At 67.4% G+C, this 23,693-nt stretch carries 28 protein-coding genes; 11 read left to right on the forward strand and 17 right to left on the reverse strand.

What is annotated here, in order from left to right; translation table 11 throughout:
* Positions 1-264: 264 nt before the first annotated feature.
* From pal to ACILR9_RS35860, 17 genes are all read right to left on the reverse strand, one after another.
* A complete protein-coding gene (pal, locus tag ACILR9_RS35780; protein ID WP_395714776.1) occupies positions 265-729 on the reverse strand; it encodes a peptidoglycan-associated lipoprotein Pal in 465 nt (154 codons plus the stop codon).
* A gap of 74 nt (positions 730-803) precedes the next feature.
* A complete protein-coding gene (gene tolB, locus ACILR9_RS35785) occupies positions 804-2,141 on the reverse strand; it encodes a Tol-Pal system beta propeller repeat protein TolB (RefSeq protein ID WP_395714777.1) in 1,338 nt (445 codons plus the stop codon).
* Between the two features lie 29 nt (positions 2,142-2,170).
* The gene (locus tag ACILR9_RS35790) at positions 2,171-3,220 is read right to left on the reverse strand and encodes a hypothetical protein (protein WP_395714778.1); all 1,050 of its coding nucleotides are present in this window, start codon (positions 3,218-3,220) and stop codon (positions 2,171-2,173) included.
* 19 nt (positions 3,221-3,239) lie between these two features.
* A complete protein-coding gene (gene tolR / locus ACILR9_RS35795) occupies positions 3,240-3,782 on the reverse strand; it encodes a protein TolR (RefSeq protein WP_395714779.1) in 543 nt (180 codons plus the stop codon).
* A complete protein-coding gene (gene tolQ / locus ACILR9_RS35800) occupies positions 3,782-4,516 on the reverse strand; it encodes a protein TolQ (RefSeq protein ID WP_395714780.1) in 735 nt (244 codons plus the stop codon). The genes tolR and tolQ overlap by 1 nt, the downstream gene beginning before the upstream one ends.
* 25 nt (positions 4,517-4,541) lie before the next feature.
* On the reverse strand, positions 4,542-5,039 hold the full coding sequence (gene ybgC, locus ACILR9_RS35805; protein WP_395714781.1) for a tol-pal system-associated acyl-CoA thioesterase: 498 nt from the start codon (positions 5,037-5,039) through the stop codon (positions 4,542-4,544).
* A complete protein-coding gene (ruvB, locus tag ACILR9_RS35810; protein WP_395714782.1) occupies positions 5,036-6,121 on the reverse strand; it encodes a Holliday junction branch migration DNA helicase RuvB in 1,086 nt (361 codons plus the stop codon). The genes ybgC and ruvB overlap by 4 nt, the downstream gene beginning before the upstream one ends.
* Positions 6,118-6,732, reverse strand: coding sequence for a Holliday junction branch migration protein RuvA (ruvA, locus tag ACILR9_RS35815; protein WP_395714783.1), 615 nt, complete (start codon positions 6,730-6,732; stop codon positions 6,118-6,120). The genes ruvB and ruvA overlap by 4 nt, the downstream gene beginning before the upstream one ends.
* On the reverse strand, positions 6,729-7,220 hold the full coding sequence (gene ruvC, locus ACILR9_RS35820; RefSeq protein ID WP_395714784.1) for a crossover junction endodeoxyribonuclease RuvC: 492 nt from the start codon (positions 7,218-7,220) through the stop codon (positions 6,729-6,731). Before ruvC ends, ruvA begins: the two co-directional genes overlap by 4 nt.
* A gap of 7 nt (positions 7,221-7,227) precedes the next feature.
* Complete coding sequence (locus tag ACILR9_RS35825; RefSeq protein WP_395714785.1) at positions 7,228-7,986, reverse strand: YebC/PmpR family DNA-binding transcriptional regulator; 759 nt, start codon at positions 7,984-7,986, stop codon at positions 7,228-7,230.
* Positions 7,987-8,286: 300 nt separating this feature from the next.
* Positions 8,287-9,093 (reverse strand): YmdB family metallophosphoesterase, encoded by an 807-nt coding sequence (locus ACILR9_RS35830; RefSeq protein ID WP_395714786.1) that lies wholly within the window; start codon positions 9,091-9,093, stop codon positions 8,287-8,289.
* Between the two features lie 3 nt (positions 9,094-9,096).
* Positions 9,097-9,672 (reverse strand): 5-formyltetrahydrofolate cyclo-ligase, encoded by a 576-nt coding sequence (locus ACILR9_RS35835; RefSeq protein WP_395714787.1) that lies wholly within the window; start codon positions 9,670-9,672, stop codon positions 9,097-9,099.
* A 428-nt stretch (positions 9,673-10,100) separates the two neighbouring features.
* Entirely contained in the window at positions 10,101-10,436 is a 336-nt protein-coding gene (locus ACILR9_RS35840) for a cell division protein ZapA (protein WP_395714788.1), read from the reverse strand.
* 57 nt (positions 10,437-10,493) lie between these two features.
* Positions 10,494-10,778, reverse strand: coding sequence for a hypothetical protein (locus tag ACILR9_RS35845; RefSeq protein ID WP_395714789.1), 285 nt, complete (start codon positions 10,776-10,778; stop codon positions 10,494-10,496).
* Positions 10,779-10,844: 66 nt separating this feature from the next.
* A complete protein-coding gene (locus tag ACILR9_RS35850; RefSeq protein WP_395714790.1) occupies positions 10,845-11,213 on the reverse strand; it encodes a hypothetical protein in 369 nt (122 codons plus the stop codon).
* Positions 11,214-11,231: 18 nt separating this feature from the next.
* Positions 11,232-11,723, reverse strand: coding sequence for a glycine/sarcosine/betaine reductase selenoprotein B family protein (locus ACILR9_RS35855; RefSeq protein WP_395714791.1), 492 nt, complete (start codon positions 11,721-11,723; stop codon positions 11,232-11,234).
* Positions 11,724-11,924: 201 nt separating this feature from the next.
* Complete coding sequence (locus ACILR9_RS35860; RefSeq protein ID WP_395714792.1) at positions 11,925-12,818, reverse strand: phytanoyl-CoA dioxygenase family protein; 894 nt, start codon at positions 12,816-12,818, stop codon at positions 11,925-11,927.
* Between the two features lie 87 nt (positions 12,819-12,905).
* Here ACILR9_RS35860 and ACILR9_RS35865 point away from each other — a divergent pair, with 87 nt between their 5' ends.
* The 11 genes from ACILR9_RS35865 (at position 12,906) to ACILR9_RS35915 (ending at position 23,578) form a co-directional block, all read left to right on the forward strand.
* A complete protein-coding gene (locus tag ACILR9_RS35865) occupies positions 12,906-13,376 on the forward strand; it encodes an Lrp/AsnC family transcriptional regulator (protein ID WP_395714793.1) in 471 nt (156 codons plus the stop codon).
* 123 nt (positions 13,377-13,499) lie between these two features.
* Entirely contained in the window at positions 13,500-15,521 is a 2,022-nt protein-coding gene (gene tkt / locus ACILR9_RS35870) for a transketolase (RefSeq protein ID WP_395714794.1), read from the forward strand.
* 32 nt (positions 15,522-15,553) lie between these two features.
* Positions 15,554-16,561, forward strand: a complete 1,008-nt coding sequence (gene gap / locus ACILR9_RS35875; protein ID WP_395714795.1) for a type I glyceraldehyde-3-phosphate dehydrogenase — start codon at positions 15,554-15,556, stop codon at positions 16,559-16,561.
* A 98-nt stretch (positions 16,562-16,659) separates the two neighbouring features.
* Positions 16,660-17,772 carry an ABC transporter ATP-binding protein gene (locus ACILR9_RS35880; protein ID WP_395714796.1) on the forward strand — a complete coding sequence of 371 codons (1,113 nt, stop codon included), beginning with the start codon at positions 16,660-16,662 and terminating at the stop codon, positions 17,770-17,772.
* Positions 17,773-17,790: 18 nt separating this feature from the next.
* A complete protein-coding gene (locus ACILR9_RS35885; protein ID WP_395714797.1) occupies positions 17,791-18,810 on the forward strand; it encodes an extracellular solute-binding protein in 1,020 nt (339 codons plus the stop codon).
* 44 nt (positions 18,811-18,854) lie between these two features.
* The gene (locus ACILR9_RS35890; protein ID WP_395714798.1) at positions 18,855-19,703 is read left to right on the forward strand and encodes an ABC transporter permease; all 849 of its coding nucleotides are present in this window, start codon (positions 18,855-18,857) and stop codon (positions 19,701-19,703) included.
* A 181-nt stretch (positions 19,704-19,884) separates the two neighbouring features.
* Positions 19,885-20,706: an ABC transporter permease gene (locus ACILR9_RS35895; RefSeq protein WP_395714799.1), complete on the forward strand. Its 822-nt coding sequence runs from the start codon at positions 19,885-19,887 to the stop codon at positions 20,704-20,706.
* A gap of 14 nt (positions 20,707-20,720) precedes the next feature.
* Positions 20,721-21,221: an ureidoglycolate lyase gene (locus ACILR9_RS35900; RefSeq protein ID WP_395714800.1), complete on the forward strand. Its 501-nt coding sequence runs from the start codon at positions 20,721-20,723 to the stop codon at positions 21,219-21,221.
* Positions 21,211-22,134, forward strand: coding sequence for an allantoinase PuuE (locus ACILR9_RS35905; RefSeq protein ID WP_395714801.1), 924 nt, complete (start codon positions 21,211-21,213; stop codon positions 22,132-22,134). Before ACILR9_RS35900 ends, ACILR9_RS35905 begins: the two co-directional genes overlap by 11 nt.
* A gap of 230 nt (positions 22,135-22,364) precedes the next feature.
* Positions 22,365-22,658 (forward strand): hypothetical protein, encoded by a 294-nt coding sequence (locus ACILR9_RS35910; RefSeq protein ID WP_395714802.1) that lies wholly within the window; start codon positions 22,365-22,367, stop codon positions 22,656-22,658.
* On the forward strand, positions 22,655-23,578 hold the full coding sequence (locus ACILR9_RS35915; protein WP_395714803.1) for an allantoinase PuuE: 924 nt from the start codon (positions 22,655-22,657) through the stop codon (positions 23,576-23,578). Before ACILR9_RS35910 ends, ACILR9_RS35915 begins: the two co-directional genes overlap by 4 nt.
* Positions 23,579-23,693: the final 115 nt, after the last annotated feature.

The raw sequence follows: 23,693 nt of genomic DNA on the forward strand, positions 1-23,693 counted from the left end.
ATTGGATTCCAAAATTATAGGAGAAGCGTGCTCCTCAACACACACTCCCAACCTCCCCCCGTCTTCGTGCGGCGCAACATCTGTGCTGAAACTAGGCTCCGCTGGCGAGGTGTCGCGGTAATCCGCGACGGAGGGGTCAAGGGCATGGGAGGGGTTGCTCATGACCCCTCCGTCCGCGATTACGCGGACACCTCCCAGCGGAGCTGGGGAGGTGCAACGAAAACGCCGGTCGCGGGGCGACCGGCGTCGAGACGGGATGCCCGATTACTGCAGCTCGGTGACGGCCCGGCGGTTGCGCGCCCATGCCGCTTCGTCGGAGCCCACCGGATCGGGACGCTCCTTGCCGTAGCTGATGGTCCTGATGCGCGACGCCGGGATGCCCTGGGCGATCAGATACTGGCGGGCGGCGTTGGCGCGGCGCTCGCCCAGCGCCAGATTGTACTCGCGCGTGCCGCGCTCGTCGCAATGGCCTTCGATGGTAACGGGATAATTGGTGTACTTCTTCAGCCATTCGGCCTGACGATTGAGCGTCTGTCTTCCGTCTTCGCGGATGGTCGACATGTCCGTGTCGAAGAACACGCGATCGCCGACGTTCTGACGGAAATCGGCAACCGAGCCAGGCGTTACGGTGGTGCTTGCCGCGGAGGCTGTCTGCGTCGATTGCTCGTTGCTGCAGGCTGCCAGGAGGACCATTGCTGTGACGGTCGCTAATGCTTTGAACAGGCGCATTTTTCAGTTCTCCTAACGAAATCGACCCGGGCGAGAGGTACGCACGGGCCGAGGGCCAAGGATCATATATTTCGCTACTGCGGAATCAAGGGCGACCAGGCCGGGTCGGAAGCGTCGCCCGGGGTCGGCACCTGGCGCTCGAAGCGCCCGGTGATGTCGATCTGGTGCAGGCTCACCGCGCCGGCGCGGCCGCCCGAGCTGGGGTTGCCGCGGAAGAACATCAGGACGCGGCCGTTGGGCGCCCAGGTCGGTCCCTCGACCAGGAAGCCGCTGGCCAGCATGCGCTCGCCGCTGCCGTCGGTACGCATGACGCCGATGCCGAAGCCGCCGGCGCCGATCTTGGTGAAGGCGATGAAGTCGCCGCGCGGCGACCACACCGGCGTGGCGTAGCGACCCTCGCCGAAACTGATGCGCCGTTCGCCGCCGCCGCCCGCCCCCATGATGTAGAGCTGCTGCGAGCCGCCGCGGTCGGAGTTGAAGACGATCTGGCTGCCGTCGTTGGAATAGCACGGCGAAGTGTCGATCGCCGGCGTGTTGGTCAGCCGGCGCAGCGCGCGGCCGCGGACGTCCATTTCGTAGAGGTCGCTGTTGCCGTCAGCCGAGATGCTCATCACCACCTTGGTGCCGTCGGGCGAGAAGCGCGGTGCAAAGCTCATGCCCGGGAAGTTGCCCAAAAGCTCGCGCCGGCTGCTGTCGACATTCTGCAGGTAGACCCGCGGCGGGCCGCGATCCTCGCCGTACGCCATGTAGACGATCTCCTGCAGGGTCGGGGAGAAGCGCGGAGTCAGTGCGATCGTCCGCCCGTCGGTGATGTAGCGGTTGTTGGCGCCGTCCTGGTCCATGATGGCGATGCGCTTGACCCGGGCGTTGGCCGGGCCACTTTCGGAAACGTAGGCGACGCGGGTGTCGAAGTAGCCATCCTCGCCGGTCACGCGCTTGTAGATCGCGTCGGCAATGATGTGGGCGAGCCGCCGCCAGTTGGCGGGCTGGCTGTTGAACGAAAGCCCGGTCGCCTGCTGGCCGACGACGACATCCCACAGGCGGAAGTCGACCTTGATGTTGCCGCCGCCCGACTGGACCTGTCCGACCACCAGGCCGGCCGCGCCAACGCTGCGCCAGTCGGGAAAGCGCGGCGCCGAATTGGCATCGACGTCGCGCTGGATGAAGGAGCTGGGTGAGATTGACCGGAACAGGCCTGAGTTCTGCAGGTCGTTGCGGATCACCTCGGCGATCTGGGCGCCGACGCGGTCACCGCCGAAATCGACGATGGCGATCGGGACCGGCTCGAAGCTCGGCCGGGTCATGTCGATGGTGAGCTGCGCACGTGCCGGCATTGTCGCGCCGGCGGCAAGGGCTGCACCGCCGAGGATCGTCAAGCGCCGGGGAAGCTTCAGATTGTTCTTTCGGGTCATAAGAGGGGCCTCAATCTTGTGACGGTGCTCTAGTAGTCGCGAGGATCGAAGTTGAAGGTGATGGTGCGCCACGAATTGTACTTTTCAGCCGATAACGGCCACGGCTGGCAGCGCGGATTCATGATGGCGCGATGCGCCGCATCTGCGGCGGCGCGATACGTCGGATCGTTGTTGTAGCGCCCGGTGTCGCGCAGCTCGGCCTTCACCGGTGTGCCGTCCTGGTTCATCTGCACGATCAGCACGACGATCAGCCCGGCCTGGTCGCGCACGCCGGCCGGGAAGTTCCAGCACGGCCTTATCTTGTTGCGCACGCCCTCGATCTCGCTTGCCGTGACGACGGTCGCGAGATTGGGTGCCGCCGGCGCCTGGCGCGTCGGATTGGGCACCGGCTTGGGCTGCTGCTCCGGCGTATGCACCTTCTGCGGCGACTGCTTGTTCTTCAGGATGTCGTCGATCATCGAATCGACGTTGGGCTTGGGCGGCGCCGGCTTGGGCGGCGGCGGCTTCGGCGGCTCGGGCTTGGCGACCTGCTGAGGCGGCTTGGGCGGTTCGGGCTTTGGCGGCTCGGGCTTCTTCACCTCGGGCACAGGCTTGGGCGGCTCCGGCGGCTTCTCGACCTTGGGCGGCTCGGGCTCCTTGGGCTTGAGCGCGATCAGATCCTCGGCCGGCTTGGCGACCTCGGGCTTGGGCTTCTCGACCGGTGGAGTCGGCTTGGGCGCCTCGGCGACCTCGGGTTTCGGCTTCTCGGCCGGCGGCGTCGGCTTGAGGGATTCGGCGATCTCCGGCTTGGGCCTCTCCGGGGCCGGCGGCGGGTCGGAGGTCTTGGGCGGCGGCGCCTTCGACGTCTCCTGGGCGATCGGCGCTTCCTTGGGCTGCGGCGGCGGATTGCCGACGGTCGGCGCGCCGGCCTTCTTGTCAATCGCCTCAAACTCGACCATGACCGGCTCGGGCTCGAGCGGCGGCTGCTTGTTGAAGAAGTCGAAGCCTACGACGGCCGCGGCCAGCACGACGACATGCACCATCCCCGACAGGGCTGCCGGGGTGCGCATCTCGATGCTTTCGCGCGTGCGTCGCACCATCGACCATCTCTCCGATCGGCTAGCGCCGGGGCGCCGGCGCTTGCGGTTGCTGCTGCGGCTGGCCACCGCGCGGCGCCGGCGCGGGGCTCACCGTGCCGCCACCCTTGCCGAGCGCCTGCGCCTGCTCGCCCAGCAGGCCGAGCTGGCGGAAGCCGCTGTCGATCACCACGCCCATGACCTCCATCATCTTCCCGTAATTCACGGCCTTGTCGCCGCGGATGAAGACGCGCTGGTCGGGCTTCTCCTCGTGCACCGCCTTGAGCTTGCTGCTGAGCTCGGGCAGCTCGTACTTGGTCTCGCCGAGGAACACCTCGTCCTGCGCGTTCACCGAGACGACCAGCGGCTCGTCCTTGCCGCCGACCTGCTGCGCGCTGGTCTTCGGCAGGTCGACCGGCACGCCGACCTGCAGCAGCGGCGCCGTCACCATGAAGATGATCAGCAGCACCAGCATGACGTCGACCAGCGGCGTCACGTTGATGTCGGCAATGGGCGTGTAGCGCCGTCGCCTGAACTTGCTGCCGCCTGCGCTCGCGCCCCCGGCGGCGGGAATGATTCCCGCCATCAGACCTGCTCCTCGAGCTGGCGCGACAGGATGGTGATGAACTCACCGGCGAATGACTCGAGCTGCTGGGCGTAGCGCGCCACCTGGCCCGACAGGATGTTGTAGGCGCCGGCTGCCGGAATGGCGGCGACCAGTCCGATCGCGGTGGCGAACAGCGCCTCGGAGATGCCCGGCGCCACGACCGCGAGGGAGGTGTTCTTTGCCTGAGCGATATGGCCGAAGCTGTTCATGATGCCCCACACCGTGCCGAACAGTCCGACGAAGGTGGCGTTGGCGCCGACCGTCGCCAGGAATCCCAGCCGCTTCTCGATCGCCTCCATCTCGCGCTGGATGGTGACGCCCATGACCTGCTCGATGCGCTGGCGCAGCGCGGCGCGCGCCGAGGCGCTGGCATCGAGCCCTTTCGATACCGAACGGCGCCATTCGCGCATCGCCGACGCGAAGATGCTCGACATCGGATCGTCGGGCTTGGCGCCGACGCGATCGTAGAGATCCTCGAGCGACACGCCCGACCAGAACGTATCCTCGAACGACTGCGCGCTCTTCTTCAGCGAGCGCAACCGGATCATCTTCTCGAAGATGATCGCCCATGACCAGAAGGACGCCAGCAGCAGCGCAATCATCACCGCCTTGACGACCCAGTCGGCCTGCATGAACAGGCCATAGACCGACATGTCGATCGGTCCCGTGCTGCCGCCGAGGGGGGTGCCGGCGACCTGCGCGAACGCGTCCATTGGTTATCTCCGTTGGTTCAAAGGGTTATATGGGAATATGGCGTGAGCGGGGCGTTGCCCCGGGAGCCGTGCCGGCGGGTCCGGCGCCATTCGTCGCGATCTGTGACAAAGCTGTGCGAACCTGTGATGGCAGCCGCGTCGGCCGGCCATCGGCCGCCATGCAGGCCACCAGCAGGTCGGCGCGGACCAGCAGCGCCTCGCCGCGCCACGCCTCCTGCAGCATGTCGAGCGAGGCACCGCGCGGCACGCCGCAGCGGGTCACCACCTCGATCGTCTCGTCGAGCCGAGCCGGCTTCAGGTAGTCGATGGTACAGCGGCGTACCACCCAGTTGATGCCGCGCTCCTCGCGCAGGGCGCTGTGCTGCTGGCCGAGCAGGCGCAGCATCTCGGTGCGGCCGCGCTCGAGAAAGCGCAGCCAGTTGGCGTAGTAGACAATGCCGGCGGCGTCGGTGTCTTCGTAGTAGATGCGCAGCGGCAGCACGTGGGCGCCGTCGACCAGGCGGCCGGAGGTCGGCGCCTTCACGCCTCGTCCACCGTGCCGTTGCCCGCCAGCAGGTCGAGCTGGCGCAGTTGGGCCGACGGCATCTTCAAGCCGAGATGGCGATAGCCCGACTCCGACAGCAGGCGGCCGCGCGGGGTGCGCATCAGCAGGCCGAGCTGCATCAGGTATGGCTCGATCACATCCTCGATAACGTCGCGCTGCTCGGCGAGCGCCGCCGCCAGAGTCTCGACGCCGACCGGGCCGCCGCCGTAATTGTCGGCGATGCAGGCGAGATAGCGCCGGTCCATGGGGTCGAGCCCGCGGCCGTCGATCTCGAGCCGGTTCAGCGCCGAGTCGGCGACCCTGGCGTCGACCACCGCCTCGCCGCCCACGGCCGCGAAGTCGCGCACCCGGCGCAGCAGGCGGTTGGCGACGCGCGGCGTGCCGCGCGAGCGCTTGGCGATCTCCGCCCCGCCGTCGGGCGCCATCGCCATCTTCAGGACGCGCGCGGCGCGATGCACGATCAGCTCGAGCTCGGCCGGCTCGTAGAACACCATGCGCAGCGGAATGCCGAAGCGCTCGCGCAGCGGCCGCGTCATCAGGCCGGAACGCGTGGTGGCGCCGACCAGCGTAAACGGCGGCAGCTCGATGCGCACCGAGCGCGCCGCCGGCCCTTCGCCGATCATCAGGTCGAGCTGGAAATCCTCCATCGCCGGATAGAGCACCTCCTCGATCGCCGGATTGAGACGATGGATCTCGTCGATGAACAGCACGTCGTGCGGCTGCAGGTTGGTGAGCTGGGCGGCGAGATCGCCCGCTTTCTGGATCACCGGCCCCGAGGTGGCGCGAAAGCCGACACCCATCTCGCGCGCCACGATCTGCGCCAGCGTCGTCTTGCCGAGCCCGGGCGGCCCGTGGAACAGCACGTGGTCCAGCGCCTCACCGCGCGACTTGGCAGCACGGATGTAGACCTTCAGGTTTTCACGCAGCTGTTTCTGGCCGACGAAATCGTCGAGCGTCTGGGGCCTGAGCGCCAGCTCGGCGGCGTCCTCGTCAGCGCGCGCCGGCGCGACCAGGCGGTCCGGCGCGGGCCGATCGGGCGCAGGCTTGCCCGGCGCCTTCATCGCGCCAGCTCACGCAGGCCGGCGCGCACCACGGCATCGAACGTGGCCTCGGCACCGAGCTGCTGGGTGGCGCGCGCCACCGCGCCGAACGCCTCGACGCGCTTGTAGCCGAGATTGACCAGCGCCGAGACCGCATCCTCGGTGAGCGAGCCGGCCGGCGCCGCCGGCGTCGACGACGGTGCGACGCCGCGGGCAGCCGGCGCCACGCCGAACGCGGCGGCGCGATCCTTGAGCTCGGTCGCCAGTCGCGCCGCGAGCTTGGGGCCGACGCCCGCGGGCCGGCTGAGCGTGGCGCGATCCTGAGCGACGATGGCGCGCGCGATCTCGTCGGGCGCAAGCGTCGACAGGATCGACAGCGCCACGCGCGCGCCGACGCCCTGCACCGTGGTCAGGATGCGGAACCAGTCGCGCTCGCCGCTGTCGAGGAAACCATAGAGCGCGATCGCGTCCTCGCGCACGATGGTCTCGACCATCACCGTCACGCTGGCGCCGACGGCGAGATCGCGCAGGGTGCGCGCCGACGCCGACACGAGATAGCCGACGCCGCCGACATCGATCACGGCGCTGTCGGTGTCGATCGATTCGACGACGCCTTTCAGGCGGGCGATCACAGCGCGGCCTCGATGCGGCGCTGGGTGGCGCGATGATGGGCATGGCAGATCGCCACCGCCAGCGCATCGGCGGCATCGCCCTCGGCGTCGCTGCCGGGCAGCAGGCGGCCGACCATCATGGCGATCTGGCGCTTGTCGGCGTGGCCGGCGCCGGTCACCGACTTCTTGATCAGGTTGGCGGCGTACTCGAACACCGGCAGGCCGGCGCGCGCCGGCGCCAGCATGACCACGCCGCGCGCCTGGCCGAGCTTGAGGGTGGATCCGGGATTGACGTTCACGAACGTCTCCTCGACCGCGGCCTCCGCGGGCCGCTGATCGGCGACGATCGCGGCGACGCCGTCGTAGAGCGCGCGCAGACGGTCGGCCAGCACGCCCGAAGGATCGACGCGCACGACACCGTGCGCGACGTGACGCAGCCGGTTGCCGTCGACTTCGATCACGCCCCAGCCGGTCAGACGCAGACCGGGATCGAGGCCGATCAGTCTCATCGCGCCGTCAGGCCGCGAACGTCGCCAGAGCGTCGTCCGACACCTCGAAATTGGCGTAGACGTTCTGGACGTCGTCGTTGTCTTCCAGCGCCGCCATCAGGTCGACCAGCGTCTGCACGGTGTCGCCTTCGATCGGCGTCGTCGTCTTGGGTCGCCACGTCAGCTTGGCGACCGACGGCTGGCCGAGCGATTTCTCGAGCGCCTCGCGCACCGCGTTGAAGCTGTCCTGCGCGCAGTAGATCTCGTGCACGCCCTCGGGCCCCTCGCCGCTCACCACGTCGTCGGCGCCGGCATCGATCGCCTTCTCGAGCACGTCGTCGGCCGAGCCGACGGAGAGCGGAAAGCGGAACTCGCCGAGGCGATCGAACATGAACGACACGCTGTTCGATTCACCGAGATTGCCGCCGTGCTTGGAGAACATCGAGCGCACTTCGCCGGCGGTGCGATTGCGGTTGTTGGTCAGCGCCTCGACGATCACGGCGACTCCGGCGGGACCGTAGCCCTCGTAGCGCACCTCGTCGTAGTTGGCGTCGGCATCGGAGCCCGAGCCGCGCTTGATGGCGCGATCGATGGTGTCGCGCGTCATGTTGTTGTCGCGCGCCGCGATCATGGCGGCGCGAAGGCGCGGATTGGAGTTCGGATCGGGCGAGCCCAGGCGGGCTGCCGTGGTGATCTCGCGGATCAGCTTGGTGAAGATCTTGGCCCGCTGGGCGTCCTGGCGCCCTTTGCGGTGCATGATGTTCTTGAATTGCGAATGGCCGGCCATCGCCCAACAACCAGATTCAGTGATTTCCTGCGGCGCCTATACCACTTCTCGTGGCGTTTGGGAGTGTCCGAGACGGTGCAAGACCGCCCGGAACAAAAAAAGGCGGGGGCCGAAGCCCCCGCTAAAAAACGTCGGAACCTAGATTCCGACGCCCCCTCTAACCTGGAAGACAGCTCGCCGAGCCGGCGAAAAATCCTTTAACATCAAAAGGATGCCGATTTTTCCCCAGGCCGTCAACGAGCCTCTTCAGGCTACCGCTAATAGATAGGGACGCCCGGGTGCGACCACAAGATGCAGCAGTCAGGCCGTCTGAGGCAGCCTGCCGCCCAGCCGGACCGGGCGGATCGACCGGGCTCGACCCGTCCGATCGTCGGTTTCAACGAGCGCCCCGCACAGGGTTCCCTCGCCTTCCGCCGGCGCCAGGCGCTCGCCCGGCATCTTGCGGATGAAGCGCTGGACGGCGACGTCCTTCTTCATGCCGATCACCGAATCGTAGTCGCCGCACATGCCGACATCGGTCTGGTAGGCAGTGCCGCCCGGCAGGACCCAGCCATCAGCGGTCGGCACGTGGCTGTGGCTGCCCAGCACGGCCGAGACGCGGCCGTCGCAGTAGTGTCCGACCGACTGCTTCTCGCTGGTCGCCTCGCCGTGCACGTCGACCAGGATGAAGTTGGCCGAGCCGCCCAGCACGTACTTCGCCAGCTCCGCGTCGACGGTGCGGAACGGATCGTCCAACGCATCCATGAACAGCCGGCACATCACGTTGATGACCAACACCTTCTGGCCGCGCGCGGTCTGGAACAGGTTGGCGCCCCAGCCCGGCGTGCCGGGCGGGAAGTTGATCGGCCGCAGCAGGCGCTTGTCCTGCGCGATGTAGGGGATGATCTCGCGCTGATCCCAGACATGGTTGCCGGTGGTGATGCAATCGACCCCGGCTTCGTGCAGCTCGGCGCAGATCTTGGCGGTGATGCCGAAGCCTGCGGCGGCGTTCTCGCCGTTGACGGTGACGAAATCGAGATCGAGCTCGCGGCGCAGCCGCGGTACTTCCTTGATGACGGCGTCGCGCCCGGCGCGGCCGACGATGTCACCACAAAACAGAACCTTCATGCCTCAGACAAAGGCGCAAGCGCGGCGGTCGGTCAACAACCAATCGAGGCGCTCGTCATCCGGCCCATGCGGCACGGCCTCGATGACCTGCTCGTCGTAACCCACACCGACCGCGGTCACCCTCCGCCGCGCGCGCAAGCCGGTCAGCGTGCGGTCGTAGAAGCCGCCGCCATAGCCCAGCCGCCAGCCTTCGCCATCGCAGGCGAGCAGCGGCACCAGCAGAGCGTCGGGCTCGAGCACCTCGCGATGGCCGAACGGATGGAAGGTGCCGAACACACCCGCCTCCAGTTCGTCGCCGGGCGACCAGGCACGAAACACCAGTGGCTGGCGCTTGCCCTGCACCACCGGCAGCGCCAGCCGGCAGCCGGCCTCGACCAGGGCATGCATCAGCGGCCGGACGTCGATCTCCTCGTTGATCGACCAGAACGCCGTGACGACGGCCGGAAGCGCGAACGGCTTCTCATCGAAGAAGGCGGCGCACAGGCGATCCGCGGCCGCCCGGCGGCGCTCCTCGCTCAGCTCGGCGCGCCGCGCCACCATGACGCCCCGCAGGCGCCGCTTCTCTTCGATCAGGGTCATGGGTGGATGTAAAGATTACTCGCTGCGCTCGGGATGACAATCTCGTCGAGGGTCGCTCCGAACACGAGGAAGAGAAAGGTCCTCGCTCAAGGTGGGGCGGATCCACGATGGGCCGTGGTTCGTAGAACCTCCAAGGCCTGCAAAAGCAGGTGGGCACCGTGTAGCCAAGACCACGGTCGAGGCCAGGAACAGTTCCCAGGAGTTCTTATTGGCCCCGGGGTTTTAAGCGAACCTCGCACCGCGCAGAGTCCGCCCCGCCCTCAATCTAGTGATTGGCGGGGGCGGCTGCAATGAGAGGCTCATGCGGGCTGCGCGCATCTCTCCTGTCATCCTGAGCGAAGCGAAGGATCTCATCGCCACCAGGTCCAGAGCACTCCCGTAGCGAGCGGCGAGAGGTCCTTCACTTCGTTCAGGACGACAGAAGCAGGTCAGGCCGCGCCGCTCATCTTGCGGCTCATCTTGTCGACGCGCGCGGTGATCAGGTCCTCGAGCGCGGTGGCCAGGGTCTCGGCATTGTCGGTCGCGCTGGCACGGGCGTTCTCCGCGGCCTTGGCAATGCCGCGCGCTTCCCGGCTTTCCTCCGCCAGCAGCAGGGCGGCGAACACCAGCAGCTTGACCTCGGGCGTGCCCGGCATCTGGCGGCGCAGCTCGTTCACCTTCTCGTCGACATAGGCGGCCAGCTCCTGGACGCGCCCTTCCTCGCCTTCGCCACAGGCAAGCTCGTAGGTTCGATTGGCGATCTGAATCGATACTTCACGCGGCATTTTCCGCTCCTCCGTTTTTGCGCCGTTTCGGCGTTCGAGGGGATCAGCAGTTTGACGTCACTCTTGATCGACGGCCAGCAACGATCGAATGTACTCCATCGCCCGTTCGAGCCGGCCTTCGACTTCGCTCGCAACCTTCCTCAGTTCGTCATGCTGGCGCTCGAGCTTGGCCAGCCTCTCGGCCAGATCGTCGGCGCGGGCCTTCTCGCCCTGTAGCCGCGCATCGAACATCGATTCGAGGCGGCTCAGCGCGTCGTTGACGCGATCCTTCGCACTGCCTGTCCTGGCCATGGTTCCCCCGCCGACCGTAGGCAGTTGGTTTCCCGGCTGCACCTGCTCCATCGCGGAATCATAAGTGCTGCCCCGTGGAGCGGTCAACATCTTGACCCTGTGGAGCAACGCAAGCCGCTAGATGTTGCCACGCGCCTGCGAAGCCTGCTTTCTCCTCTCACGGCGCGCCACGCCGGCCGCAAGCAGCCTGTCGCGGTCCTCGGGCCGCACCCGATTGTAGCGCTCGCGCCATTCGGGATCGGGCTTCCATTCGAACGGCGCCCGCACGGTCGCGCGCGGCGCCGTCGCCGTTTCCAGGAGGGACAAGGCGCGCCGCACGATCGCCGTCTGCATGTCGGGGTGCCACGGATGGCCGCAGGGATTGCCTAAGGGAAAATCGCTGAACAGGAAGCGCGGCACGCCGCAGTGCTCGACGATGTCCCGGGCCGAGCCCACGACCACGGTCGGGAGGCCGTTCGCTTCGAGATGACGGGCGACCAGACTCACGGTCTGGTGACAGACGGGTCAAAGCGCGGTGAGCAGCGCCGCGTCGACCTTGTCCTCGCGCAAGCGCCGCAGGATCTCCGGCGCGTCTTCCTCGATCGTCTTGCGATGGCTGTAGTCGGTCGGCGCACCGTGAAAGCGCGGCGACAGCGCGCCGATCGCTCCTTCGGCCACAAGCCGCTTCATCGCGTCGATCGGCAGGAAAGTCTCGCGATCGTCGGTATGGGTCGCCTCCCTGTCCCAGGCGACGTCGGTGTCGAAAGTTGCCGGTGGTTGCGCGACCTCGCCCGACCAGACGTGCTTGCGGTTGCGTGCATCGCGGTTCGACAGGTCGGGCGGGCCGGCCGTCGTGATCAGGGCTATCGTCGATTCACGGAGCGGCTTGGCCAGACGCGCGAACGGAACATCGTCGTGGTGCGCCCAGACATAGTCCGTCTCGTAGCCGAGCGCGCGATAGTAGTGGCGCGTGCGTTCCATGTAGGGCACCGGCAGTCCCGCATCATGCTCGCTCATTTGCCGCCCCTTCGCTGCCAAGAGCTATCCCATTCAAAAACACCGTCATCCCGACCGGAGCCGAGCGCAGCGAGGCGGAGCGGAGGGACCTCTCTCTTGTTGCAGCATCGGCAAGATAAGGTCCCTCGACTGCGCCGCCCTTCGGGCGCCTCCGCTCGGGATGACGGAGAAGGAGGAAATGACATGCTCGATTACCCTATCTCAGTGCCGGACGCTGCGCTTGCCGGTCTTGCAGTAGCCTTCGATCCACGGCGTGCGGTGGCCGTCACTTGTCCACAGGATCGGAAAGTAGCTCTCGTCGAGGCTCGGATCATCCGTCCTCTGGTAGCGCCGGTAGATGTACCCGCCCGGCCGGTCCGAGAAGCGCGCCTCGGCCGGCGTCATGTGGATGCCGATCGAGCGGCGCATGCGATCGCCTGAAGCGTTCGGCGCCGAGCCGTGCCAGATCTCGCCGGCGTGGAAGACACAGGAGCCCGCGGGAATCTCGATGAAGAACGGCGTGGGATCGGCCACGCCAGCCACCCGCGCAGCGTTCTTCATCAGGGCACGGTAATCGTCGGGCGCGTGGAAGCCGTCGGGGATCGGCGTCAGCGGCCAGCGATGCGATCCGGCAACATATTCGAGCGTCCCGACCTCGCGACGGGTGTCGTCGAGCGTCCACCAGCAGGTGACCGTCCGCGGTGGATCGAGAAAATCCATGAACGAAGAGTCCTGGTGCAGGGCCACCGCCTTGGTCCTGGGCACCTTCCACCAGATCGTGTCCTGGCCCAATCGCACCCCCGACCAGCCGGTCAGCGCCGCCGCCGCACGCCCGATATCGGCCGACAGGGCGAGCTTGGCCACCGTCAGGTCGGCCTTCCAGGCGTTCGCCATGTGACGCGTGACGTCGGGCAGGCTCATGCCCTCGCGCCAGTACCATTCATCGGGATAAATGCCGGTGTCGAACTTGCCGGCAAACAGCCTGGGGAAGCTTTCCCGCAGCGCCTCGACTCGCTCCGGCGACAGGACTCCCTCGACGATGAGGAAGCCATCCTGCCGGAAGCGCTCGATGTCGGCACGCTGCAGGTTGGCGAGCCTCGGGAGGTCGAAGCTCATGCTGACCCTCGTGTTGTCCACCTGGCCCCGAATCGTAAGAGCCAGACTATTCTTTGCAACCGAACAGATTTCGGTCAGTCTCCGGCGATGGCCCCTTTCGACCGAATTGACTTCGCCATTGTTGCCATCCTGCAGAATGATGTACGCATTCCCAACAAGGAGCTGGCGGTCCGCGTCGGGTTGGCGCCGTCGAGCTGCCACGAGCGGGTGAAGCGGCTGTGGAGCGAGGGTGTCCTGACCGGAGCCCATGCCGTGGTCGAGGCCAAGCGGATGGGCGTCGGCATCGAGGCCCTGCTGTTCATCGAGCTGGCCAAGCATGAGCGCGCGACCGTCGATACCTTCATGGCCGACGTCGAAACCATCCCCGAGGTGCGCTCGGCGTACCTGATCACCGGGCGCCACGACCTCGTGGTGCATGTCGTCGCGCGCGACACCCAGCATCTCAAGGACCTCGCGCTCGACCACTTCACCAACCGGCCGGGCGTGACACGGATCGAAACCTCGATCATCTACGAGCAGCGCCGCCGTGCCGAAGTGCCCCTGCTGCTGCAGCGGTAGAATCCGCGATCACACAATTAGAACAGGGGCTTGGCGCAGCCATGTCCTTTTGCGGATTGACGCTCGGGAAGGTGGTCGGCATGTTGCGCGCCGCTTCGAAAACCCCTACGGCATTCCCGTGAAATGACAGACCAGACAGTAGATCGCCGCGACACCGATCGCCGCGACATCGAGCCCCGCGACATGGCGAACGCCATCCGGGCGCTGGCCATGGATGCCGTGCAGCGGGCCGACTCCGGCCATCCCGGCATGCCCATGGGGATGGCCGACGTGGCCACCGTGCTGTTCACCAAGTTCATGAAGTTCGATGCGTCCGACCCACACTGGCCGGATCGCGATCGCTTCATCCTGTCGGCCGGCCACGGCTCGATGCTGCTCTACTCGCTGCTCCATCTCACCGGCTACGTCGACATGACGCTCGACGAGCTGAAGCATTTCCGCCAGGTCGGCAGCCGCACCGCCGGCCATCCCGAGCACGGGCATGCCAGCGGCATCGAGACGACCACGGGTCCGCTGGGTCAGGGCTTGGGCAATTCGGTGGGCTTCGCGCTGGCCGAACGCCTGCTGGCCGAACGCTTCGGCCGCGACCTCGTCGATCACTTCACCTACGTGATCGCCGGCGACGGTTGCCTGATGGAAGGCGTCGGCCAGGAGGCGATCACGCTGGCCGGCCATCTCAAGCTCGGCCGCCTGATCGTGCTGTTCGACGACAACGGCATCTCGATCGACGGAGCGACATCGCTCAGCACCTCGGACGATCACAAGAAGCGCTTCGCCGCCGCCGGCTGGCACGTCCAGGCCGTCGATGGCCTGGACGCCGAGGCGGTCGCCCGCGCCATCCGCCGCGCCCGCGCCGTCACCGACAAGCCGTCGATGATCGCCTGCAAGACGGTGATCGGCTTCGGCGCGCCGACCAAGGCCGGGACGGCGGCGACGCACGGCTCGCCGCTCGGCAAGGACGAGGTCGCCGGCGCCCGCGAGAAGCTTGGCTGGCCCTATCCGGCGTTCGAGATCCCCGAGCCGATCCTGAGCGCCTGGCGCAAGGTCGGCGCACGCGGCAAGTCGGCTCGTCGCAAGTGGACGCAGCGTCACTCCGCGATGGCCGATGGCGATCGCGCCGAGTTCGACCGCCGCCAGAAGGGCGACATCCCGCCAACCGTGGGCGAGGCCCTGGCCTCCTTCAAGGCCAAGATCGCCACCGACAAGCCCTCCTGGGCGACGCGCAAGTCGAGCCAGGAAGTGCTCGAGATCCTGAACCCGCTGCTGCCCGACATGATCGGCGGCTCGGCCGACCTCACCGGCTCGAACAACACCAAGACGGCGACCTTGAAGGCCCAGACCGCGGCCGATCCGGGCGGCCGCTACGTCTATTACGGCATCCGCGAGCACGCCATGGCGGCGGCGATGAACGGCATGGCGCTGCATGGCGGGGTGATCCCGTACGGCGGCACCTTCCTGGTCTTCACCGACTATTGCCGGCCGTCGATCCGCCTGGCCGCCCTGATGGGGCTGCGCGTCATCTACGTGATGACCCACGATTCGATCGGGCTCGGCGAGGACGGTCCGACCCATCAGCCGGTCGAGCATCTCGCCGCCTTGCGGACCATCCCCAACCTCCAGGTGCTGCGTCCGGCCGACACGATCGAGACGGCCGAGTGCTGGCAGATCGCGCTCGACTCGCACAACACGCCGACCGTGATCGCGCTCACCCGCCAGAACCTGCCGACCGTGCGCGATGCCGGCGCCGGCAATCGCTGCACCGGCGGCGCCTACATCCTGGCCGGCGAGGCTTCGGCGCCGATCCGCCTGATCGCCTCGGGCTCGGAAGTGCAGCTGGCGCTCGAGGCACGCGAGCTTCTGGCGGCGGACGGCCTCGCCGCCGCCGTGGTCTCGATGCCGTCATGGGAATTGTTCGCCGCGCAAGACGCCCCATATCGCCAGGAGGTCCTGGGCGCCGACGGAACGGTGCGGGTCGCCTGCGAGGCCGCCGCGGGCTTCGGCTGGGAACGCTGGCTCGGCACGCGCGGCGCCTTCGTCGGCATGAAGAGCTTCGGCGCGTCGGGCAAGGCAACCGATCTCTACAAGCATTTCGGCATTACGGCCGAGGCGATCGCCGACGCGGCGCGCCGGCTCACCAACAGCTAGTGCCGACGGAATAACCGGTAACGGAGGGGAACATGGCAGTTCGGGTTGCAATCAACGGCTTCGGGCGGATCGGCCGCAACGTCATGCGCGCGATCATGGAATCGGGCCGCAAGGACATCGAGGTGGTGGCGATCAACGATCTCGGCCCCGTCGAGACCAACGCTCACCTGTTCCGCTTCGACAGCGTGCACGGCCGCTTCAACGGCGAGGTCAAGGTCGACGGCGACACGATCGATGTCGGCCGCGGCAAGATGAAGGTCACCGCCGAGCGCGATCCGAGCAAGCTGCCGCACAAGGAGCTGGGCGTCGAGCTCTCGCTGGAATGCACCGGCTTCTTCACCTCGAAGAAGGCCGCCTCGGCCCATCTCGCCGCCGGCGCCAAGCGCGTGCTGGTCTCGGCCCCGGCCGACAACGCCGACCTGACGGTCGTCTACGGCGTCAACCACGACAAGCTCACCAAGGATCACGTCGTGGTCTCCAACGCCTCGTGCACGACCAACTGCCTGGCGCCGGTCGCCAAGGTGCTGAACGACGCGGTCGGCATCGAGCACGGCTTCATGACGACGATCCACGCCTACACCGGCGACCAGCCGACGCTCGACACCATGCACAAGGATCTCTACCGCGGGCGCGCCGCGGCGCTGTCGATGATCCCGACCTCGACCGGTGCCGCCAAGGCGGTCGGCCTGGTGCTGCCCGAGCTCAACGGCAAGCTCGACGGCGTGGCGATCCGCGTGCCGACGCCCAACGTGTCGATGATCGACTTCAAGTTCGTCGCCAAGCGCAAGACCGACAAGGACGAGATCAACAAGGCGGTCAAGCTCGCCGCCGCCAACCAGCTCAAGGGCATCCTGGGCTGGACCGACCAGCCCAACGTGTCGATCGACTTCAACCACGATTCGCACTCGTCGACCTTCCACATGGACCAGACCAAGGTCATGGACGGCACGCTGGTGCGCGTCATGAGCTGGTACGACAACGAATGGGGCTTCTCCAACCGCATGGCCGACACCGCCGTCGCGATGGGCAAGCTGGGCTGACGACTCAGATTCCTCCCCAGCGAAGCTGGGGAGGATAGTCGGCTCTTGACAGGCTTGGCATGCGCCTTGCCTCCTGCGCAAGCAGGAGGCAGGGGGACGTGCAGCAGCAAAGCAGCTCGACAGCGACGACGGCTCGGCCCGCCGGCCGCACGCTCGACGTCGAGGACGTGACGGTTCGCTACGGCGCGGCCCTGGCCGTCGACGGCGTGACGCTGTCGATCGAGCCGGGCGAGGTCGTGGCCCTGCTGGGGCCGTCGGGCTGCGGCAAGACCACCCTGCTCCGCGTCGTCGCCGGTTTCGTGCGCCAGGCCGCCGGGCGCGTGCGCGTCGACGGCGCGCCGATCGATCATCTGCCGGCCAATCGCCGCAACGTCGGCATCGTCTTCCAGAACTACGCGCTGTTCCCGCACATGACGGTGGCGGAGAACGTCGCCTACGGCCTGCGCGCCCGCGGCATGAGAAGCGCCGACATCCAGGCGCGCGTCGCCCGCTTCCTGGGCATCGTCCAGCTCGACGGCTTTCGCGAGCGCCTGCCCCGCCAGCTCTCGGGCGGCCAGCAGCAGCGCGTGGCGCTGGCCCGCGCGCTCGCCGTCGAGCCGTCGATCCTGCTGCTCGACGAGCCGTTCGCCGCGCTCGACCGCAACCTGCGTCTCGACATGCAGATCGAGGTCAAGCGCCTGCAGCGCGTGCTCGGTCTCACCACCATCCTGGTGACGCACGACCAGGACGAGGCGATGAGCGTCGCCGACCGCATCGCCGTCATGAACAAGGGCCAGGTCGAGCAGTTCGACACGCCGCTCGCCATCTACGACCGGCCGAGCACGCTGTTCGTCAACGGCTTCATCGGCACCACCAACCTGCTGGGCGGCCGCGTCGCCGCGCTCGCCAACGGCCAGGCAATGGTGACGCTCGATGCCGGCGCCACCTTGCAGGTCGCCGCGACCGAGGATCTCGCCGCCGGCGACCCGGTGCTGCTGTCGGTGCGGCCCGAGCAGCTGACGCTGTCGGCCGAAAGCGGCCCGCAATGCTGGCGCATCGAGCCCGGCCTCAGCCTGCCGCTCGGCGCCCAGCTGGTGCACGAGGCGCGCACCGCCGACGGCGTGTTCCTCAAGATCGTCGAGCCGCGCCGCCCCGTCCCGCCGCTCGCCGGCCGCGTCTATTGCGCGCTCGCGCCTGATGCCCGCCCGTCCCTGTTTCCGCGTTCCACCTGATCCTCGAGGAGTAAGCTCATGATCTCTCGCAGAAGCCTGCTTGCCGGCACCACCGCTCTCGGCGGCGCCGTCCTGCTGCCCGGCATCGCCTTCGCCAAAGGCAGCCTGACCGCCACGACCTATCCGGGCACCTGGGAGGACGCCTATCGCACGGTCGTCATGCCGGCGCTGAAGAAGAAGGACGACATCGACCTCGAGCTGGCGCCGCTGTTCGCCATGGACCAGGTCGGCAAGGCCAAGGCGGCGCGCGGCGCGCCGCCGTTCGACGTCTTCGTGCTCGATCCCGGGCCGCGCATCGTCGCCCTCGAAGGCGGCCTGTTCGAGAAGTTCGACGGCAAGAAGCTCACCAACCTCGCCAAGATCCCGCCGTCGCTGGTCGACGATGCGGGCGTCTGCGTCGGCGCCCAGGTCGTCGGCATCGCCTACAACCCGAAGAAACTGCCGGCGCCCAAGGGCTGGAAGGACCTGCTGGTCGACCCGTGGGTATCACGGCTCGGCCTTACCGGCTTCCAGACGACCTTCGGCACCTCCTCGCTGATCGAGCTTGCCAAGCAGTTCGGCGGCTCGCTGACCGACGTCGAGCCGGCGCTGGTCGAGCTCAAGAAGGTTCTGCCGAAGGTCGCCGCGGTCGGCCTGCCAGCGGCGATGCCCGGCCTCTTCCAGCAAGGCCAGTGCGACGTGATGTACACCAACACCCAGACCGTCGCGACGTTGAAGGGCAAGGACATCCCCATCGAGTTCGTGAAGCCCGAGAGCGGCGCCATCGCCTTCTTCACCACCATGCACATTGCCAAGGGCACTGGCGAATCGGCCAATGCATACAAGTATCTCGACCTGGTCGTCAGCAAGGAGATCCAGGAGGCGCTGACCAAGCCGCCCTACAACTTCCTGCCCATCAACAAGGACGCGGCGCTGCCGCCCGACCTGCCGATGAAGAGCCTCGACGAGATGACGAGCTACGTCCAGCACGACTGGGCCAAGATCAACCCGCTGCGCGCCGCCTGGATCGAGAAGTTCAACAAGGAAATGGCCAAGTGATTTCGGGCTCTCCTCCCCAGCGGAGCTGGGGAGGAGAAGCTGAGATGCGTCCGCTGCTGAAATTCTCGGAGTGGCAGCTCGCGCTGCCGCTTGGCCTCGCTTTCGCGGCGCTCTTCCTGGCGCCGCTGATGCTGCTGGTCGGCGTGAGCTTCTTCGACGACGAGAAGCTCACCCAGCCCGGCCTCGCCAGCTGGGCCAAGTATTTCGGCGATCCCTTCACCTACAAGATCATCGCCGACACGCTGCTGCTCGGCGTCAAGACGGTGTGCACCACCGTGCTGATCGGCTACCCGCTGGCGCTGGTCTATCTCGACCTGCCGGCGCGCTGGCAGCGCGTGCTCTTGTTCATCATCGTCATGCCGCTGCTGCTCTCGGTGGTGGTCCGCACCTTCGCCTGGATCGTCGTGCTGGGGCGCGAGGGGCTGGTGAACCAGATCCTGCTGTCGCTCGGCATCATCTCCGAGCCGCTGCGGCTGCTGCAAACCGAGCTCGGCCTGGTGATCTCGCTCACCCAGATCGAGATGCCGTTGATGCTGCTGCCGCTGATCAGCGTGATGTCGCGCCTCGATCCCAACCTGCGCGACGCCTCGGCGGCGCTCGGCGCCTCGAGATGGCGGACGCTGTTCACCGTCATCGTGCCGCTCAGCATGCCGGGGCTGGTCGCCGGCTGCCTCCTGGTGTTCGCGAGCTCGACCACGGCCTTCATCTCGCAGACCGTGATCGGCGGCGTGCGCCTGATCTACCTGCCACTGGTGATCTGGCAGCAGGCGCTGATCGTCTTCCACTGGCCGCAGGCCGCCGTCGCCTCGCTGACGCTGGTCGTCTCCGTCCTCTCGGTCATCGCCGCCCTCTCCTGGCTCGGCCGCCGCTCGCCGGGGTATGTGCATGGGTGACGGACCACGCGACCCGTTCTCGCTCCCCTCCCCAGCTCCGCTGGGGAGGTGCCCGGTCTTACCGGGCGGAGGGGTCATGAGTCACGAGAGGCAGCGTGGGCCATGCCTCATGACCCCTCCGTCGCCGTATGACGGCGACACCTCCCCAACTTCGTTGGGGAGGAGAGCTTGAAGGCATCCCATGGCTAGACACCGCAGCCTCGCCGACATCTCCTACGCCGTGGTCATCGGCGGCATCGCGCTGCTTGCCGTCCTGATCATCGTGACTCCGGTGGTCGTCGTGCTGATGACCTCGTTCACCGAGAACCGGTCGCTGAAATTCCCGCCGGCCGGCTTCTCGTTCCGCTGGTACGAGCAGCTGTTCGATCCCACCGCCTCGCGACCGATCCATCGCGCGGTGTCGAACTCGCTCGAGATCGCCGGCTGGTCGACGCTGCTGGGCGTCGTGCTGGCGACGCTGGCCTCGCTCGGCCTGGCGCGCAACAAGCGCACCCTGGCCCGGGTGACCGACAGCCTGTTCATGTCGCCGCTGGTGCTGCCCGGCATCACCTTCGGCCTGGCCGCGCTGATGTACTTCACCCTGATCGGCTTCCGGCCGTCGCTCAACCTGATCATCGCCGGCCATCTCGTCGTCACCATGCCGTTCATCCTGCGCACCACGACGGCCAGCCTCTCGCAGCTCGACCCGGCGCTGCTCGATTCGTCGGCCAGCCTGGGCGCGTCGTGGCTCTACACCCTGCGCCGCGTCACCCTGCCGATGATCTTCCCCGGCATCGCCGCCGGCGCCTTCCTCGCCTTCATGGCCTCGATCGACAACGTTCCGGTGTCGCTGTTCCTGTCGAGCGCGCGCACCGAGGTGCTGCCGATGCGCATGTGGGGCATGATGGAATCGACCCTCGACGTGCGCGTCGCCGCCGTATCGGGCGTCTTGATCGCCGCCGCGTTCGTGCTGATGCTGGTCATGGAATGGACGGTGGGACTCACCCGCCGCATGCGCGACTAGCAAGGGGAGCATCCATGGAGGTCACGCCGCAGCCGCTCAGCCGCGAGGCGTTCACTGCCTTCGGCGATGTCATCGACATCCCCGACGAGGCCGGCCGCACCTACTACGACGAGGCCCTGGGCAATTTGCGGCCGAGCGCCCGCGCCAGCCTGTCGGCGATCCTCAAGGCCGAGACGGCCGAGCGCCCGCTGCGCGCCGACCTGCTCGAGCGCCACGAATTCTCCTCCCAGACCTTCGTCCCCATCGACGTCGGGCGCTGGCTGATCGTCGTGGCGCCGCACGCCGCCGCGGGCGGTCCCGACCTCGCCGGCCTGCGCGCCTTCATCGCCAGCGGCAAGCAGGGCGTCACCTACAAGCCAAACACCTGGCACCACGGCCTGACCGTGCTCGACCGCCCCGGCCGCTTCGCCGTGTTCATGTGGCTCGACGGCAGCACGGGCGACGAGGAGTTCGTGCCGGTCGCACCCTTCACCATCCGCATCCCCTGGAAGTCCGGAGCCCACGATGCCCTATGAAGTTCGCCGCGATTTCGTCGGCTATGGCGCCAACCTGCCCGACCCGAAATGGCCCAACGGCGCGCGCCTGGCGGTGAATTTCGTCCTGAACTACGAGGAAGGCTCCGAGCCCTCGATGCAGGATGGCGAGGGCTATACAGACATCGGCCTCACCGAGGCGCACGGCATGGGCCAGACGATCAGCGGCCGCGACCTCGCCGGCGAAAGCCTGTTCGAATACGGCAGCCGGGTCGGCTTCTGGCGCGTGACGCGCCTGTTCCAGGAGCGCAACCTGCCGCTGACCATGTATGGCTGCGGGCTGGCCTTCGAGCGCAATCCCGAGACCTCGGCCGCCATCAGGAAGGCAGGCTACGACGTGTGCTCGCACGGCTGGCGCTGGATCAAGCACTACGAGCTCGGCGAAGCCGAGGAGCGCGACCACATCCGCAAGGCGATCGCCAGCACGGAGAAGATGATCGGCGAGCGCCCGCACGGCTGGTACTGCCGCTACGGACCGGGCGAGAACACGCGCCGGCTGGTCGTCGAGGAAGGCGGCTTCCTCTACGACAGCGACTATTACGGCGACGAGCTGCCGTTCTGGCTCACCGTCGACGGCAAGCCGCATCTGGTCGTGCCCTACTCGCTCACCAACAACGACGGCAAGTTCGTGAGCGGCATCGGCACCTCGGATCAATGGTTCTCGTTCCTGCGCGACGCCTTCGACATGCTCTATCGCGAGGGCCGGACGCAGCCCAAAATGATGTCGGTCGGCCTGCACATGCGCCTGATCGGCCATCCGGCGCGCGCCGTTGGCCTGGAGCGGCTGCTCGACTACATGCAGAAGCACGCCGGCGTGTGGATCACCCGGCGCGTCGACATCGCCCGGCACTGGATCGCGACGCACCCGTATCCGGGCAAAGGGTTGAATGAGTAGCAACGCCATCCTCCCCAGCTTCGCTGGGGAGGTGCCCCGTCATACGGGGCGGAGGGGTCATGAGCAGCGGGACTGTGGCTCATGACCCCTCCGTCGCCGAAGACGGCGACACCTCCCCAAGCTACGCTTGTGGAGGAAAATGAGAGAGCGTCCATATGCGAATGCCCTGCCCTGGCGGGGGAGAGGAACATGAGGATGATCACCCCGTCCTCATCCGCGACTGGCGGACGATGGCAGAGGCGCTGACGGCCGCGCGCGCGGCCGGCCGGTCGCCTACTCTCGTGACGCCGGAGAACGCCGCCGCGACCTACGGCGCGGGCTACCTCGCCGCGCTCGAGGAGCGCGGCCGCGACGAGTTTCCCGACGTCGCCTTCACGCTGATCGTCGATTGCGGCGACACGCCGGGCTATGCGCTGGCCTGCCTGCGCGCCGGCGTGCGCCGCATCTCGATGCGCGAGCCCAACGACAAGATTGCCGACATCGCCCGACAGATGGGCGCCGACCTGATGAGGAGACCGACATGAGCTGGCAACCGACCCGTGACCTGATTGGCTATGGCGCCAACCCGCCCGACCCGAAATGGCCCGGCGGCGCGCGCATCGCCGTCAACTTCGTCGTCAACTACGAGGAAGGCTCCGAGCCGTCGATGCAGGACGGCGAGGGCTACACCGAGACCGGCCTCACCGAATCCTCGACCTCCTCGCAGGGTCTCAAGGGCCGCGATCTCGCCGGCGAAGGCATGTTCGAGTACGGCAGCCGTGTCGGCTTCTGGCGCATCATGCGCGCCTTCCAGGAGCGCGGCCTGCCGCTCACCGTGTTCGGCTGCGCGCTGGCGCTCGAGCGCAATCCGCCAGCCGCCGAGGCGATCGCCAAATCGGGCTTCGACGTGTGCTGCCACGGCTGGCGCTGGATCCGCCACTTCCAGCTCAGCGAGGCCGAGGAGCGCGAGCACATCGGCAAGGCCATCGGCTCGCTGAAAAAGACGGTCGGCGAGCGTCCCGCCGGCTGGTATTGCCGCTATGGACCGAGCGTGAACACGCGGCGCCTGCTGGTCGAGGAAGGCGGCTTCACCTACGACTCGGACTATTACGGCGACGAGCTGCCGTTCTGGCAGACGGTCGAGGGCAAGCCGCACCTGATCGTGCCCTACTCGCTCACCAACAACGACGGCAAGTACGCCGCCGGCATGACCCACGCCGACCAGTGGTTCGGCCTGGTGCGCGACGCCTTCGACGTGCTCTATCACGAGGGCGCCACGGCGCCGAAGATGATGTCGGTCGGCCTGCACCAGCGCCTGATCGGCCACCCCGGCCGCATGGCCGGCCTGTGGCGCCTGCTCGACTACATCGGCAAGAAAGAAGGCGCCTGGGTGACCCGCCGTATCGACATCGCCAAGCACTGGATCGCCACGCACCCGTACTCGGGGAAGGGATTGAACGAGTAGGAGCCGAGCGCTCCTTTCGTCATCCTGTGAGCCTATGACTTTGGTCGCACGCTCTCATTCTCCTCCCCAGCGAAGCTGGGGAGGAGAATGAGAACGCGCGAAGAACGTCACAGGC

Origin of the sequence: Reyranella sp., assembly GCF_044224635.1 — a bacterium.
Taxonomy (GTDB): Bacteria; Pseudomonadota; Alphaproteobacteria; order Reyranellales; family Reyranellaceae; genus Reyranella.

Excerpts from the sequence above, each read along its gene's own strand:
- ACILR9_RS35855 (WP_395714791.1), bottom strand. The coding sequence starts at position 11,723 with ATGAGCGAGCATGATGCGGGACTGCCGGTGCCCTACATGGAACGCACG.
- ACILR9_RS35840 (WP_395714788.1), bottom strand. The coding sequence starts at position 10,436 with ATGCCGCGTGAAGTATCGATTCAGATCGCCAATCGAACCTACGAGCTT.
- ACILR9_RS35905 (WP_395714801.1), top strand. The coding sequence starts at position 21,211 with ATGCCCTATGAAGTTCGCCGCGATTTCGTCGGCTATGGCGCCAACCTG.
- ACILR9_RS35865 (WP_395714793.1), top strand. The coding sequence starts at position 12,906 with ATGGCCCCTTTCGACCGAATTGACTTCGCCATTGTTGCCATCCTGCAG.
- ACILR9_RS35825 (WP_395714785.1), bottom strand. The coding sequence starts at position 7,986 with ATGGCCGGCCATTCGCAATTCAAGAACATCATGCACCGCAAAGGGCGC.
- ACILR9_RS35885 (WP_395714797.1), top strand. The coding sequence starts at position 17,791 with ATGATCTCTCGCAGAAGCCTGCTTGCCGGCACCACCGCTCTCGGCGGC.
- ruvB (WP_395714782.1), bottom strand. The coding sequence starts at position 6,121 with ATGAAGGCGCCGGGCAAGCCTGCGCCCGATCGGCCCGCGCCGGACCGC.
- pal (WP_395714776.1), bottom strand. The coding sequence starts at position 729 with ATGCGCCTGTTCAAAGCATTAGCGACCGTCACAGCAATGGTCCTCCTG.
- ACILR9_RS35915 (WP_395714803.1), top strand. The coding sequence starts at position 22,655 with ATGAGCTGGCAACCGACCCGTGACCTGATTGGCTATGGCGCCAACCCG.
- ACILR9_RS35900 (WP_395714800.1), top strand. The coding sequence starts at position 20,721 with ATGGAGGTCACGCCGCAGCCGCTCAGCCGCGAGGCGTTCACTGCCTTC.
- ACILR9_RS35845 (WP_395714789.1), bottom strand. The coding sequence starts at position 10,778 with ATGGAGCAGGTGCAGCCGGGAAACCAACTGCCTACGGTCGGCGGGGGA.
- ACILR9_RS35890 (WP_395714798.1), top strand. The coding sequence starts at position 18,855 with ATGCGTCCGCTGCTGAAATTCTCGGAGTGGCAGCTCGCGCTGCCGCTT.
- ACILR9_RS35860 (WP_395714792.1), bottom strand. The coding sequence starts at position 12,818 with ATGAGCTTCGACCTCCCGAGGCTCGCCAACCTGCAGCGTGCCGACATC.
- tolQ (WP_395714780.1), bottom strand. The coding sequence starts at position 4,516 with ATGGACGCGTTCGCGCAGGTCGCCGGCACCCCCCTCGGCGGCAGCACG.
- gap (WP_395714795.1), top strand. The coding sequence starts at position 15,554 with ATGGCAGTTCGGGTTGCAATCAACGGCTTCGGGCGGATCGGCCGCAAC.
- tkt (WP_395714794.1), top strand. The coding sequence starts at position 13,500 with ATGACAGACCAGACAGTAGATCGCCGCGACACCGATCGCCGCGACATC.
- tolR (WP_395714779.1), bottom strand. The coding sequence starts at position 3,782 with ATGGCGGGAATCATTCCCGCCGCCGGGGGCGCGAGCGCAGGCGGCAGC.
- ruvC (WP_395714784.1), bottom strand. The coding sequence starts at position 7,220 with ATGAGACTGATCGGCCTCGATCCCGGTCTGCGTCTGACCGGCTGGGGC.
- ACILR9_RS35790 (WP_395714778.1), bottom strand. The coding sequence starts at position 3,220 with ATGGTGCGACGCACGCGCGAAAGCATCGAGATGCGCACCCCGGCAGCC.
- ACILR9_RS35910 (WP_395714802.1), top strand. The coding sequence starts at position 22,365 with ATGGCAGAGGCGCTGACGGCCGCGCGCGCGGCCGGCCGGTCGCCTACT.
- ACILR9_RS35835 (WP_395714787.1), bottom strand. The coding sequence starts at position 9,672 with ATGACCCTGATCGAAGAGAAGCGGCGCCTGCGGGGCGTCATGGTGGCG.
- ACILR9_RS35830 (WP_395714786.1), bottom strand. The coding sequence starts at position 9,093 with ATGAAGGTTCTGTTTTGTGGTGACATCGTCGGCCGCGCCGGGCGCGAC.
- ACILR9_RS35895 (WP_395714799.1), top strand. The coding sequence starts at position 19,885 with ATGGCTAGACACCGCAGCCTCGCCGACATCTCCTACGCCGTGGTCATC.
- tolB (WP_395714777.1), bottom strand. The coding sequence starts at position 2,141 with ATGACCCGAAAGAACAATCTGAAGCTTCCCCGGCGCTTGACGATCCTC.